The organism is Paenibacillus sp. VMFN-D1 (assembly GCF_003386155.1).
GTDB classification, from domain to species: Bacteria; Bacillota; Bacilli; order Paenibacillales; family Paenibacillaceae; genus Paenibacillus_AQ; species Paenibacillus_AQ favisporus.
Genome location: NZ_QRDU01000001.1, coordinates 1,693,744 through 1,708,166 on the forward strand (window position 1 = coordinate 1,693,744; position 14,423 = coordinate 1,708,166).

Annotated in this window: 11 protein-coding genes; 9 read left to right on the plus strand and 2 right to left on the minus strand. The window is 49.8% G+C overall.

What is annotated here, in order from left to right:
- Positions 1 to 179 precede the first annotated feature (179 nt).
- The 9 genes from C7820_RS07945 to C7820_RS07985 all read left to right on the plus strand — a co-directional run bounded on the left by C7820_RS07945 (position 180) and on the right by C7820_RS07985 (position 11,503).
- Positions 180 to 791: a nitroreductase family protein gene (locus C7820_RS07945; protein ID WP_116230484.1), complete on the plus strand. Its 612-nt coding sequence runs from the start codon at positions 180 to 182 to the stop codon at positions 789 to 791.
- Between the two features lie 278 nt (positions 792 to 1,069).
- Positions 1,070 to 2,488 (plus strand): MocR-like pyridoxine biosynthesis transcription factor PdxR, encoded by a 1,419-nt coding sequence (pdxR, locus tag C7820_RS07950; RefSeq protein ID WP_116230485.1) that lies wholly within the window; start codon positions 1,070 to 1,072, stop codon positions 2,486 to 2,488.
- Between the two features lie 206 nt (positions 2,489 to 2,694).
- Complete coding sequence (locus tag C7820_RS07955) at positions 2,695 to 3,573, plus strand: alpha/beta fold hydrolase (protein ID WP_116230486.1); 879 nt, start codon at positions 2,695 to 2,697, stop codon at positions 3,571 to 3,573.
- Positions 3,574 to 3,833: 260 nt separating this feature from the next.
- Positions 3,834 to 4,790, plus strand: coding sequence for an ABC transporter permease (locus C7820_RS07960; RefSeq protein WP_076165559.1), 957 nt, complete (start codon positions 3,834 to 3,836; stop codon positions 4,788 to 4,790).
- Between the two features lie 13 nt (positions 4,791 to 4,803).
- Positions 4,804 to 5,733, plus strand: coding sequence for a carbohydrate ABC transporter permease (locus C7820_RS07965; protein WP_076165561.1), 930 nt, complete (start codon positions 4,804 to 4,806; stop codon positions 5,731 to 5,733).
- Between the two features lie 81 nt (positions 5,734 to 5,814).
- Positions 5,815 to 7,311, plus strand: coding sequence for an ABC transporter substrate-binding protein (locus C7820_RS07970; RefSeq protein ID WP_105442969.1), 1,497 nt, complete (start codon positions 5,815 to 5,817; stop codon positions 7,309 to 7,311).
- Positions 7,312 to 7,469: 158 nt separating this feature from the next.
- Complete coding sequence (locus tag C7820_RS07975) at positions 7,470 to 9,230, plus strand: sensor histidine kinase (RefSeq protein ID WP_116230487.1); 1,761 nt, start codon at positions 7,470 to 7,472, stop codon at positions 9,228 to 9,230.
- Entirely contained in the window at positions 9,205 to 9,966 is a 762-nt protein-coding gene (locus C7820_RS07980; RefSeq protein ID WP_105442971.1) for a response regulator transcription factor, read from the plus strand. The genes C7820_RS07975 and C7820_RS07980 overlap by 26 nt, the downstream gene beginning before the upstream one ends.
- A 37-nt stretch (positions 9,967 to 10,003) precedes the next feature.
- On the plus strand, positions 10,004 to 11,503 hold the full coding sequence (locus C7820_RS07985) for an ABC transporter substrate-binding protein (protein ID WP_116231677.1): 1,500 nt from the start codon (positions 10,004 to 10,006) through the stop codon (positions 11,501 to 11,503).
- A gap of 89 nt (positions 11,504 to 11,592) precedes the next feature.
- Here C7820_RS07985 and C7820_RS07990 read toward each other — a convergent pair whose 3' ends face one another.
- Together C7820_RS07990 and C7820_RS07995 are read right to left on the minus strand one after the other, a co-directional pair.
- Positions 11,593 to 12,144, minus strand: a complete 552-nt coding sequence (locus C7820_RS07990; protein ID WP_116230488.1) for a GNAT family N-acetyltransferase — start codon at positions 12,142 to 12,144, stop codon at positions 11,593 to 11,595.
- A gap of 137 nt (positions 12,145 to 12,281) precedes the next feature.
- Positions 12,282 to 14,291: a WD40/YVTN/BNR-like repeat-containing protein gene (locus C7820_RS07995; protein ID WP_181908966.1), complete on the minus strand. Its 2,010-nt coding sequence runs from the start codon at positions 14,289 to 14,291 to the stop codon at positions 12,282 to 12,284.
- Positions 14,292 to 14,423 lie beyond the last annotated feature (132 nt).

A 14,423-nucleotide genomic window follows, 5' to 3' on the forward strand; every position in this document is an offset into this window, starting at 1 on the left:
ACCCTGCTTGCGGCTATCGTCATTCTGCAAACATACCTAATCATCCATTAAAGATTTTGATTTGACTATATCCAAGTTAAATCATATATTTAATTATATTTAATTAGTAAGTTCGTAAGTTTAAGTAAGCAGCAATGACAACACTGCAGATATTTATTCGAAAAGGAGAGAAGTCGTATATGAGCAGCGTTCAATCCATCGTCAATGAAGTTTTACCGGAGGTGCAAGGACAGCGCAAATCCGAATACCCGGTAAGCCCGCTATTTCTAAATCGCTGGTCTACACGGGCTTTTTCCACCCGTAAAGTCAGTGATCAGGACCTTTATACCATCCTTGAAGCCGCACATTGGGCTCCATCCTCTTATAATGATCAGCCTTGGCGCTTTATCGTCGCTAAAACCGAAGAGCAGCTCAGCAAATTTCATTCATTTTTAAACGAATTCAATTTAACATGGGCGTCCAGTGCGCCAGTTCTCATTGTGGTCGCTTCCGACAAACTTAGAGAAAACGGCGACCCGAACGGTGCGCATGCCTTCGATGCCGGCGCAGCCTGGGCTTCCTTGGCGATTCAAGCGACAATTCTCGGTCTGCACACGCATGCCATCGGCGGTTTTGACCGCAATAAAGCCCGTGAAATATTGAACGTACCGGATCACATCGATCTTCACGCCGTGATTGCCCTCGGCTATCTGGGCGATAAATCCGTACTTCCGGAAGCGATCCAGCAGCGCGAAGTGCCGAATGACCGCCGCCCGCTGAACGAGCTTGTTTTTGAAGGGAAATTTGAGTAAAGTAAGCCGCTCTATCGCATCTATTTAACACATATGAATACACCTATTAAAAAGCTGGCCGATCTTGGCCAGCTTTTGTTGTGCTGCTGACAAAAGAACAACTATGACCACCACTTTAAGTTTACATAATATTTGTTATGTTTACTATCTAGCGGAACAATCACATACCGTCATCCCCTTTGTGCGTTTTCTTCAGCTTCCGTATAATGGTGATAATTGGTCATCCTAGGAGCCGGAAAATTGTTTATAAGAAGAACCAATGTAAAGGAGGCATTGCCATGTTCGGATTTAGAGCTACTGCAGGGGCTGGTTCGGTCACCAAGCAGCTATGCAGTTACCTGCGTCAGGAAATTGAGAGTGGTGCACTCGAACCCGGTCTCCAGCTGCCGCCGACCCGCCGGGCTGCCTCGGACCTTGGGATAGCGCGCAACATCGTAATCGAAGTGTATGAGCAATTGACCGCCGAAGGGTACTTGACGTCCAGAGCCGGCTCCGGAACGTTTGTCGCTGAGGGCATCGAAACATGCAAAGCTATGAAAATCGACCCTATGCCTTCTTCAACATCAACCGCTCGATCTGAGTCCGTTCCTAAGAAACCGAAGCTCATTGACTTTGACGGAGGTCTGCCTGATTTGTCTCATTTTCCCCGCAGGCTCTGGAGTAAATACGTTCGTGAGATTACCGATTCGGCGGTGGAAGACATATTTTCGTATGGCAATATTCAAGGGCTGCCCGCACTACGAGAGGTCATTGCTGGTTATTTGTACCGGGTAAAAGGCATGGCGTGCAGTATGGACCAAATTGTCATTACGTCGGGGACCTCCGAAGGAATTCTGCTGCTGGCGTCTACCCTTTCGGACCGTTTTCATACGGTATACACGGAAGAGCCGACGATCGGGTTTGTCGGTGATATTTTCCAAAGATTAAACTATACCATCCATCCGGTCGAGGTTGATCATCAAGGGATGCAGATCCACCGGATTGAGCATAACTTCCCTGCTGGTCTGATCGTGCTGACGCCTTCCCACCAATACCCGACTGGGAGCATTCTCGCGATTCAACGGAGGCAGATGGCTATTGCGCTGGCTGAAAAGGCTGGTCACTATATCATAGAGGACGAATATGACAGCGAGTTCCGGCATAAAGGCGGGCCGGTCCCTCCGCTGCAGCTTCTTGCCCCGAGCAAGGTCATCTATGCAGGCACGTTTAGCAAAACGCTCTCGCCCGCCCTGCGAATCGGATTCCTCGTTGTCCCCCCGGAACTGATCGAGCCGGTCATTCGCACCAAAACGGAGCTAAACCTGACAACTTCCGGTATCATGCAATCGGCACTTGCGCGTTTTATATTGGACGGGCATTTTGACAGGCATATTCACAAAATGAGAGCGATATACAAACGAAAACGCGTATCTATCGCGGAACTATGCCGCCGCTTATTCGGCGACCGCGTTGAACTGCTGGGTGACGAAGCTGGAATGCATGTCCAGCTCCATTTTAAGCAGGATGCTTACGGACCGATAGACTGGCACAACATGGAAGGGCTCGGCGTCCGCCTCTCATCTTTTGAAGACTATGCAGTGTTAAAAGGTCGCTCCCCCGGCAAGGTGGTACTCGGATACGGGAATCTGACAGAGAGGGAAATAGCTGAAGGGCTGCGTAGAATCCAGCAGTTTACCGAATCTTGGAGAAGGATCTGAGATATAGCTTACGTTTATTAAACTGGTATTTCGTTTCGATCAATACAGTTCCATGGCCGGCACTCGAGTTTAAAGTTAAACCTTCAAGTGCTACAACAATATATTTTTGCAAATCATTCAAGTATATCAATGAAGTAAACCCGCGAAACCGAAAGATTGCATGAATGTTATATGATGACTGTATAAACCATTGAGGAGTGAAATAAATGGAAAAAGTCATCAAGCTCAAGGATTCATCCGAAATCAAAGTTGGTTTGGCGGGACGATCCGGAGGCAAAACAATTATGCTGCCTGTCGCCAAGGAATCCGTGTACGGCCAAGAAGCTGAAAGCCTGAAGCTGTGGGGAGTCGACCCCGAATCCGGACAGCATTTCGTCGAGGGACTGGCTGATATGTTCCAAGTCTTGTACTTTGACTATGAAGGACATCGCATGAAGCATACCAATCCCGACCATCTGACACCAGAGCAGATTGTAGAAGATCTGCTGTTCATCGCTGATGAAATGAATGTCCGCCATTTTAGCTATTATGGTTACTCCTGGCTGGCGCTGGTCGGGCTGCAGCTGGCTATCCGTACGGATCGGCTGGATAGTTTGATCATGGGTGGATTTCCGCCATTGGACGGGCCCTATAAAGAAATGATGGTGGTGACCCGCAGTACTTATGAACAAGCTGTACGCAATCAAAATACCCCTATAATGAAAGATTGGCAGGATTCGAGCAGTCCGGAAAAGGTGGATTGGGACCAGGTTCAGGTCAAGATCGACACGAATCAGACCAAACAGTTTATGACGCTGTACCAGCATTTAATGGATTTTGACGATCGGGCGGTGAGTCTGAACCCGGCCGTTCCGAAGCTGGCTTTTGCCGGAAAGAAAGATACGATCGTGTATGGGGAAAACTTCGGCGGCGTCACTGTGGACATTGCCGGGATATTGCATAGAAACCAACAAGCTTTGGAAGAAATGGGCTGGGATGTTCGCATCTTAACCGGAGACGGGATGGACCATACCAAAGCCATGCACCCGGAGACCGTGCTTCCGGTCATCAAGCCCTGGCTCGTGTCTAATTTGTTGGACGGTTAGAAGATGTTCGGCTAACGCTTTTCAAGATAATCCCATCGATTATCATTCAAATAAGCTTCTTAATTCACCATTTAAAAAAGGCATCCGGTCGTAGGAACCGGGTGCCTTTATGCGTTTATTTCGACAAAATTTCATGTTCACCTAACGTTTTTTGACTATAGTATCAAGTTTGTTATCTGGAAGCATGGAATCTTCCTTTTATACAATGAATTTACGAAGCGCAAGCTGCAATAGAGAAACCACCGGAAGGAGTGACTAACATGAGTTCAAAAGCCGAGCAAAGCCACAAACGTAAGCGCTTACGTCCGCGTTGGCACAAGCAGGATACGGAACTGACCCTGCTCGCCTTGCCGACGACCATATGGTATATCCTCTTCTGCTTCCTGCCTATGTTCGGGATCATTATCGCCTTTAAAAATTTTAGAATTAGCGGCGGATTCCTGAGCAATGTGTTCAACAGCCCGTGGATCGGCTTCAAAAACTTCGAGTTCCTGTTCAAATCGAACGATGCTTGGATCATTATCCGCAATACGATTGGATACAACCTGATCTTTATCGTTCTAGGCATCGTCCTCCCTGTTCTATTCGCCATTATGGTAGGACTGCTGCACAGCCGGAAGGCCAGCAAAATCTATCAAACGATGATGTTCCTTCCCTATTTTTTATCTTGGGTGGTCGTATCCGCCGTAGGCTGGGCTTTCCTAAGTTTCGATAAGGGGATCGTCAACCAAATGCTCGTCAGTATGGGCAGCGACCCGGTGAACTGGTACATGGAACCGAAATACTGGCCGTTCTTCCTAATTCTCTTAAACGTGTGGAAAGGCTTGGGCTACGGAATGATTATCTACTTGGCCACCATCACGAGCATTGACAGCACCTATTACGAGGCCGCGGTTATCGATGGCGCCTCAATTTGGCAGCAGACGAGATTTATTACGCTGCCGATGCTGAAACTGGTTATCGTCATGATGTTCATTTTGGCTGTCGGGCGCATTTTCTACACCGATTTCGGCTTGTTCTACCAAGTCACGAGGGACTCCAATTCCTTGTTCAACGTGTCTACGACCATCGATGTCATGGTATACAAGCAGCTGAAAACCGCTACTGTCGGGATGGCCTCCGCTGCTGCATTCGTGCAGTCCGTCCTGGGCTGTGCCACCATTCTGATCGCTAACTGGATTGTCCGCAAAATCGATCCGGAAAGCGCAATGATGTAAGGAGGTAGGGTCGATGTCAACAAGAACGGCTTACGATACGGGCCTGGAGAAATTTAATCGTACCCACAGAGTCGTCGACGTCATATTCCATCTGATATTTATCGTCTTGGCGCTCATCTGTGTCATTCCTGTCGTTGTAGTTCTGTCCATCTCATTTTCCAGTGAAGACTCGATCCGTGAGACGGGATATCATTTACTGCCGACCGTACTATCGGGTGATGCATACGCCTATATCGCCAAGCAGGGGACAACGATTCTGAGGGCGCTCGGCGTGTCGGTTCTTGTCACTGTGATTGGGACCGTGCTCGGGGTCCTGCTGACGGCATCCATGGGTTACGTCATTTCCCGCCCCAACTACAAGCTGAAGGGATTTCTGACCTGGATCGTATTCATTCCGATGGTGTTCAACGGCGGTTTGGTGTCCAGCTACTTTATCAATACGAATTTATTGGGTCTGAAAGACAGCATCTGGGCCCTGATTCTGCCGCTGGCCGTCTCATCGTTTAACGTGATCATCTGCAAAACGTTTTTCAAAAGCACGATTCCCGACGGACTCATCGAATCGGCGGAAATCGATGGCGCGAGCCAGCTGCGGATCTTCTTCTCTATCGTCCTCCCGATCTCGCTGCCTGTGATCGCGACGATTGGATTGTTTCTCTGCTTCGCCTACTGGAACGATTGGTTTCAATCGATGCTGTATATCGACAACCAAAACCTGTACTCGCTGCAGGCCCTGCTCAACAGCCTGATGAGCAATGTCGATGCCCTGGCAAAGAATGCAGCAAGCATGGGCGTCAGCTACGCCGTACTTGTCGCGACGATGCCGAAGGAATCCGCGCGGATGGCTGTGGCGATCCTCATCGTTTTGCCTGTAGCCTGCGCCTACCCGTTTTTCCAGAAGTATTTTATTTCCGGGCTTACGGTCGGTGCTGTTAAAGGATAATGACGAAATAAGCCAAGGCATCTTGGTTTATGATAAATCACTGCTATCACGGTGATTCAACATCTATAAGGGGGATTTGGAATGAAAAGATCTTTCAGGTTCATCTCTACGCTCTGTTTGCTGACCCTTCTGGCCACAGCTCTGGCGGCCTGCGGCGGTTCGAAGCCTGCTTCTACAGCCGATGGATCGCAGACAACCACGGAGCCGTCAAAGGAAACTTCGACAACGACCAAGGATGTTCCGACGCTAGTCTGGTGGACGATCGGCGGTCAGGTGCCAAGCAACTTCAGCAAGGCGGTTGACGCCATGAATGCCTACACAGCCGAAAAGATCGGCGTGAAAGTGGACATCAAGGTCGCCAGCTGGGGCGAATGGGACACGAAGATGAACACCATCGTCAATACCGGCGAGCCTTTTGACATCATGTTCACGAACAGCGGAAAGTACAGCAAGCAGGTTGCGATGGGTGCTTTTGCCGATATTACCGATCTGGTACAAAGCGAAACGCCTGACCTGTACAAACTGATTCCGCAAAACGTATGGGACGGCACCAAAATCGGCGGAAAATATTATTCCGTACCGACTTATAAAGATTCCGCGTTGACGCAGTATTGGGTATTCGATGACAAGTATGTGCAGAAGTACAATATCGACATCAATAACATCAAGACGCTGCAGGATCTGGATAAGCCGCTTCATGATATGAAGGCCGGCGAAGGCAAAAGCTTCTACCCGCTGCCGATGACCCAAGGCGAAGGCCTGAACGGATTCTTTAACGATTATGACGATTTAACGCTGGGCTTCCCTCCGGTCGGCGTGAAAGCGGACGATGCATCGCGCAAAGTCGTTTCCGTTCTGGAGCAGCCTGACGTTATGGCTAACCTGAAGCTTTTGCATCAATGGTATCAAGACGGCATCATCAATCCGGATGCTCCGACCAAAACCGAAGCTGACAAAGGCAGACCGTTCTTTGCGGCACAAGCCTTCCCTGGCGCCGAAATCAGCTGGCAAATCAATGATAACGTCCAGAAATACGACATGGTTCAGCATTATGGACCAATCTACACCACAAGTACAATCCAAGGTTCTTTGAACGCGATTTCGGCAAATTCGAAATATCAGAAGGAAGCTTTGAAGTACCTTGAACTGGTCAACACCGATCCGAAGCTGCGCAACATGCTGGCCTTTGGCGAGCTGGGCGTAGACTACAAGAACGTCGACGGCGAAAAGGTCATCGAGCGTACAACCGATACTTGGCCGCTGGCTGCTTACACCCAAGGCACGTTCTTTAATCTGGCGGTGACGAAAGGCGCTCCGGAAGATCAATGGGAACAGGTTAAAAAGTTGAACGAAGCGGCCTCCTCCTCCACGATTCTCGGGTTCGCGCTGGACATCAGCAATCTGCAGACCGAAGTGGCAAACTGCCAGGCCGTATGGGACAAATACAAGTATGAACTCATTACCGGCGCATCCGATCCGGAGAAAATGGTGCCGAAGATTACCGCTGAACTGAAGTCGGCCGGCATGGATACCATTATGAAAGCGGCTCAAGAGCAAATCGATAACTACTTCAAGTAAAAGAAATGGAAGCGCATCCCTTAATGAGACTCTCTTAAGGGATGCTTTTTCCTTCCCATCGATGAAGTTTCGTACTAATCGTGGTACCTTTGCACTAATCGTGATACATTGGGATTAGCATTCATGCTTCGACGAGTTGCTGTCAATCGAGGTGTCTTATGGGCTCTTTTTTGCAAATCAAAATTTACCGCCACAAGTTTATCGCCTATGTCATCTTCGTCGTGAGCATCGGACTCACGCTGGGCACGCTGACCTGTGCCATGCTGCTCAACCAATGGGTCGGCAATGCCCGGATCGAGGCGGCGAACGCATTCTCGCGCGTGGAAAATGAACTGCAGTATGACGCCGACCGTATCGAGGCTTACATGCAGCGGATTTACTCCAATCCGGGATTGCTCGACGATGCCAGAAGCTTTGCGAGCAGCAGTGCTGAAGGTTACTTGACGAGCAGGCTGGATCACAGCATCTACTCGCAGCCGCTCGTTTCCTTTCCCGAAGATCTTAAGACCTACTTATACAGCTGGGCGCAGGGCGAGATCACGCAGATCAGCCTGCACACCGGCGAATACGGTAATGTAGTACGCTTTAACGATAACGGTATCGCCAGTTACACGTTCGGACTTCCGAATAAGGACGAGGCTTTTCATGACACGATCACGAAAGGTTTCGTATACCGCAAGAAACTGTCGAATCCTACGCTGGGCTCTCAGGAATTCGGAGAGCTGCGCTTTTTGGTCAGCAGTGAGCAAGTTTTCAGATCGGTCCAAAATTTCCGGGTTGGCGAAGCTGCGGCCGTCAGTGCTGCCGGCGATATCTACCTGATCGGCGGACACGGCGAAGATTTGGAGCAAATATCCCGCCTGGCTGCGGCAAATGGACGCACACACGGCATTATTTCAAGGGGAATGCTGAAGCCGATATTTTATGTCACCTTCGCCTCCACCAAGTTTAATTTCAAATTCGTCAGCATCATCGATTTGTCCACGCTGATTCGTCAGCATGCCGGGATGCTGATCACCCTCTTCCTGATCGTGCTGGCCGCGATGGTCAGCGTACTGCTGCTCATTGTCTACAATTTACGGGATGATGCCCTCTTCCTGCACCGCATCATCCAGTCGATCGGACGCGTCAAAACGGCCAATTTTACGACGAGCCGCCCGGCCCGGTACCGGAGAAACGAATACGGTATGATCGCACGTGAGTTGGATGATATGATACAGCAGCTGGATAAGTACATCCGCAATGAATATTTGCTGAAAATAAAGCAGCAGGAAACTGAAATGAAAGCGCTTCAGAACCAGATTAATCCGCACTTCCTGTACAATACGCTGGAGGTGATCCGCTCTACTGCGCTGGTCAACCGGGACACAGATACTGCCGATGCCATTGCGACTTTAGGGACGCTCTACCGCGAAATCGTGAAGAAGGAAAATATCATTTCGATTGCCAGCGAGCTGGAACTGCTGCAGAAATACTTGGAGATTATGGAGTTTAAGTATCCGGGACGTTTTTATTATCAGGTCAATGTCGAACCGGCCCTCCTCTCGATCCCGACCGTGAAATTTTGGATGCAGCCGCTCGCGGAAAATTTCTTCATTCACGGCTTCGATGCTGGTCATGAGTTTAATTTGTATGTCGTTAATGGCTGGGAAGCCGATGATGGTTATGTGCTTGAATTTGTGGATAACGGGCAGGGAATCCCGGCGGAGCGTTTAAATACCGTTCGGCGCACGCTGTTTAACCAGGATGACGCTTCCTCCGGAAGTATCGGTCTTCGCAACGTATACACGCGGCTGCATTTCTTCTATGGGGACGGCTGTACGATTGAAATCGCGAATAACGAGGAAGCCGGGGTCAAGATTGCGGTACGGATATCAAAAGAGGTGATTGAACATGTACAAGTTGATGATTGTGGATGACGAGCCTCAAATTTTGGAGGGCATGAAACGGATACTGGACTGGAACCAATACGGGTTTGGCCGCATTGAAACGTGTGAAACGACTGAGGAAGCCATGACCAAAGTGGTTGACCTGCAGCCGGACGTGGCCATCTTTGATGTCTGCATTGGCAAGACGCTCGGGTATGAGACCATCAGCAGGCTTAACGAATTTAAGATCCCGACGAAATACATTATTATGAGCGGCTATAGTGAATTCAAATATGCGCAGGAAGCCATTCGCTGCGGCGTCAAAGACTATCTGCTCAAACCGGTGGAGCGCACCAAGCTGCAGCAAGTCATTGAGAAAATCATTGTCGAGGATCTTAACGGTACGATTGGCGATAAGAACAGCGAGGACCTGAACAGAGATCCCGTATTAGGGGTTCAATATGAGCACCTCTCCAAGCTGGTCAATCGCATTTTGCTGATGATCAAGATGGAATACGCCCAGAACATCACGTTAAAATCCGTAGCGGAGCGCTTCCAAATGAACAGTACTTACCTGGGACAGCTGTTTCTTAAAGAGACCGGAATGAAGTTTTCGGAGTACCTCATGGCATACCGGATGCTGCTTGCAGAGGACCGAATCCGTTCAACCGAAGAGAAAATATCTTATATCGCGTTTTCCGTCGGCTACAACAATCTCAATTATTTCTATACGCACTTTCATAGCTTTTTCGGAAAGTCTCCTTCCGAGCTCCGCGGAAAAGCTTGAGCTACGTACACTTCAGAAAGGAGGCTGCTGGGTGGTCATGAATTATAGACGCAAGCCGGTCTTAATGATCCTCTCTCTGATTCTGCTGCTCTTAACGTCGACAGGCTGCTTTCGTCAGTCCGGCCAAAATAGCGACTCCGATGACGGCGCACCGGTCAATCTGATTTATTATACGATCGGAGAACCTGATAAGGATTTGCAGCTCGTCAACGATAAGATCAACGAAATCATGGCACCCAAAATCGGCGTCACCGTCACGTACATCAAGGTCGGTTGGCAGGAATATGAAGATCGGCTGCACACACTCATATCCGCCGGCAGTCCATTCGACGTCGCCTTTGTTCCCGATTACGCCCCCACGGCGATGCGCGGAGCCTGGCTGAGGCTGGATGACTACCTTCAGGGACTGGGCAAGGAGATGTACGACGAGATTGATCCGATCTTTTGGCAGGGAGTACGCATGAACGACGGCGGCATATACGGCATTCCAACCAATAAAGAGCTGGCTGTGCGTGATCAGTGGATGTACCCTGCTTCCATCGTGGATAAATACCATATCGACATCTCTAAGTACGATACGCTGGAATCGCTTGAACCTCTTCTTCGGATGATTCAACAAAAAGAACCGGATTACGTACCGATGGAACTCGATCGGGATTCGCACAATTTCTTTGCACTCGATGGCTATGAATATATCATGAACAACAAAATTCCCTTAATGATCAAATCGCTGGATCCGGGCGCCAAGGTCGTCAATATATTCGAAACCAGGGAAGCGCGGCAGATTCTGGATACGCTGCGACGTTATTACAAGGCTGGCTTCATTAACAAGGACGCGGCGCTGCGGGAGCCTGGAGGCTTGAAACGGGGAGCCAAAGTATTCTGGAAATCCTCCGGCGGCGGTCCCCTATCGGAGACGACCTGGAGCAAGGACCGCGGCTACAAGGTTGTGGCGAATCCCGTCACGCCGAGCGTTGTCACCACGGAATCGGTCCGGGGAGGAATTATGGCGGTCAATGCCAACACCAAGCATCCCGCCGAGAGCATTAAGTTTTTGAATCTGCTAAACACGGATCCGGAAATACGAAACTTATTTAATTACGGTATTGAGGGCGTGCACTACACGCTTGATGCCAAAGGGCAGGTTGTCCCCATCACCTCAAAAGATAAGGATGGAGCCGATGCCTCGTCCCGTTATGCTGGTGTACAGTATACTCAGGGAAATTGGTTTATCCTGAATACGATGGGCGGCGGCTACCCGGACCCCCTCGATAAATGGGAGCAGTTCCGTCAATATAACGCTGGAGTCGTCAAGTCGGCCGTGCTCGGATTTACGCCGGATCTTAGCAAAATGACGTCTCAAACCGATAACATTGAGATGGTCTGGCAGAAATACTACCCCAGTCTGATGACGGGCTCCGTCGATGTTGGCGCGATCCTCCCCAAGTTTAATCATGAACTGAAGCAGGCAGGTATTGAAGACGTGCGTAAAGAAGTGCAGAGACAGCTGGATGCATGGCGTGCTGTCAGCAGGTAGCTGTTTGCGAATACAACTCTCCGTGTGCAATCCGTTCTTTAATTGATACGTTCCGGCAGCCGGTCATACTGTATGTAACCCGCTGCCGGTCATTTCATCGAAAGATACTCTTCTTTTAACAGTCCATAATACACAAGATCCTCGTATTTCCCCTGCTTTTTAGCATGCTGTCGTAACGTGCCTTCATATTTCATCCCCACCTTAGCCATCACTTTGCCCGAAGCAGGATTCCTGCCAAAATGACGCGCAAATACGCGGTTTAACCTTATTTCTTCAAAGGCGTAACGTACGATTCCCTTTGCGGCTTCGGTACAATAACCAAGATTGCTATAGGGCTTCCCGACCCAATAAGCAAGTTCGCCGTGGTCAAATGGCTGATGGAATGCGATGCAGATGGCACCGATCACATATTGGCCTTCCTTATGTACGATAGCCAGCTCGAGGGATCGTCCCTGCTCAAACTGATCTTGGTGGGATGCAATCCATTTCTCCGCTATGCCATCTTCATAGGGATGAGGAATATATAACGTCATGTCAGCGATGTATGGATCCCCGGCTAATTTCTGAACATCCTTGGCATCGTCTAGGCAAAAAGGACGTAACAGCAGCCTGTCAAGTGGAATGGTCGGCAATGCTTTCATGCACCAGTCCCCCTTTTTTCTTTTTTCAATTTAATTAGATTTTAGTTCAAGTGATGGATAAAAAAAGCCGCCGTTTGGCGGCAGCAAATGGGCACAAGTTGTCAGCTTCTCCGATTTCCGGCTAGCCCTGTCGACGATCACTGCTGAACGGACCAGCTCAGCCCGCCATCAGCCGTCACGGCAGTTCCCTGCAGGAACTGAATCCAGCCATGCTGCGGATCGGAAAAGCCGATCGATCGAACGTCTACCATTTCGGCATCCGCGGGAAAAGGATGATCCACCCAGGTTCGGCCCCCGTCAGCAGTCATCAGTAGGCGGGTAATCACACCGTCTTTGGCTTCAAAATCTTCAAAAAGCATATACCCGTGCGTTTCATCGCTAAAATAGACTGCGTCCGGATACCAGTCCTTGTCCAGCGTCAATACCGTCTCCTCCGAATGGTCCGCCCCGAAGCGGACGAGCTCAATACTTCCCTTGGTGTCCGTCTGCTTCAGCAGCCATCCACTGGAATAGGAGGCCAAGGAGACTTGCATCTCACTATTTTCTTTGCTCACCAGCGTTTTGCCCCAAGTCTTTCCGCCATCCGAAGTGCGATAAATAGCCTTCCCTTCTCCTGTGGCGAACAAGACGCCATGATTTGTGTCAAAAAACCGGAAGGCTGAAACGTCGGATATTCCCAGCTTGTTCAGCGATTCGCTGGAAACCTCATGCCAGGTGAGCCCGCCGTCCTGGGTTTTCAATAAAACATGCTGGGGGTCTTTATCCCGGAAGGCCATCATGAAGCCTTCTTTTTTACTGACAAAGCTGATTTTCTCAAGCCGGATATAAGAATCCAGGGAAGCGATGATCTTCCAGCTCGCCCCACCGTCGATCGTTTTCAGGACCTTACCACTGTCCAGCTGGGTCCCGATGCCAAATCCGCGTTGAAGATCGATAAAAGCTATGTCCTTCGTCGGGCTGCCATTCGGCTCGGATAGCGGATAAGACTCCTGCCAGCTTATCCCCCCGTCATTCGAATGAATGAGAAAATCGGAGCCGTTCATCCCGTCGACGGCGGCCCATATTGCCTTAGCGGACACCATCTGTACCTGATTTACCGCCACCGCCTTGCTCACGCTGGTAAAGCTGCGGCCGCCGTCCTTCGTCAGCCAAATGCCTCCTTCGATCGGTCCCGCGCCCGGGTGCAGCGAAATTACACCGGTGTTCCCGTCGATCAGCTGAATGCCGTTTACATAAGGACGTCCCGTCCGCTGTGTGCTCATTTTAGTCCAATGCTTACCACCGTCAACCGTACGGTAAACGTCCCCGCTTAGCATCCCCTTCTCATTTGTCAGCAGCCATCCGGTATTTTCACTCGCAAACTGGATTTGAAAAGCGGACAAAGGCGAATCCTTCGCAGAGAGATCCAACTGTTTGGACCATGTCCGCCCACCATTATTAGTCTTTACAACAGCAAGCCTGGTATCATCCTTGCCGACCGTACCGACCACATAGCCGGTGCCGGATTTCAGAAAACTGGTGCTGACCGGTTTGAAGTCCTTCATTCCGAACACAGCCGTTTGAAAATGATTTCCCCCATCCTGTGTGAGAAGCAGGCGGTCATTTACGAGCATCGCGCCGCTTTTCTCATTCACAAACGACAATTTATGCAGAATGGGAGTGCCTTGGCTGTGGTCCTCATGGGATTCGGACTTCCATTTTGTCATCCAGCTGCTGCCGCCGTCTCCGGTTTTCAGCAGGCTGATCTGTTTGCACTGCAGCTGTCCTGCGCTGCTGGAACAGTTGTCTTCGACCAAAGCATACCCGGTTTTGGCATTGATAAAATCCAGGCTGCGTATATACTTCCCAGGCAAATTCTGTTCCTGCCAATGCGTCCCGCCGTCCTGGGTGGACAGCAGCCTTAGTTGAGCGTCAGTGCGCTCTTTGACCGCAAATCCGGTTTTGGAATCGACAAAATCGAAGACCGGGAGATCATATGGGATATTCCCGTTCCAAGTGAGCTCCTTTCCCTGCTGCGGCTTAATGGGGATATCAGCCAAAGACAGCGCGGCCGCTGCTGGTTCCGCCCCTTTAGCACACCCCGTAAGAACGGCTGCCAAAATGGACACAAGGACTGCTGCTTTGAAATGCCTGCGTCTTATTCTCATGTTTAACGCCTCCTTCATCCGCGCAAAAAACATTCAGTAAAATAAATCTCCTGTGCTTTAACCGTCCAAGGCTTAAGATTGTTCATGACAAGTTTAATTATAGAGTTTGCTTTAGTGCGATGGGTTAAGGAT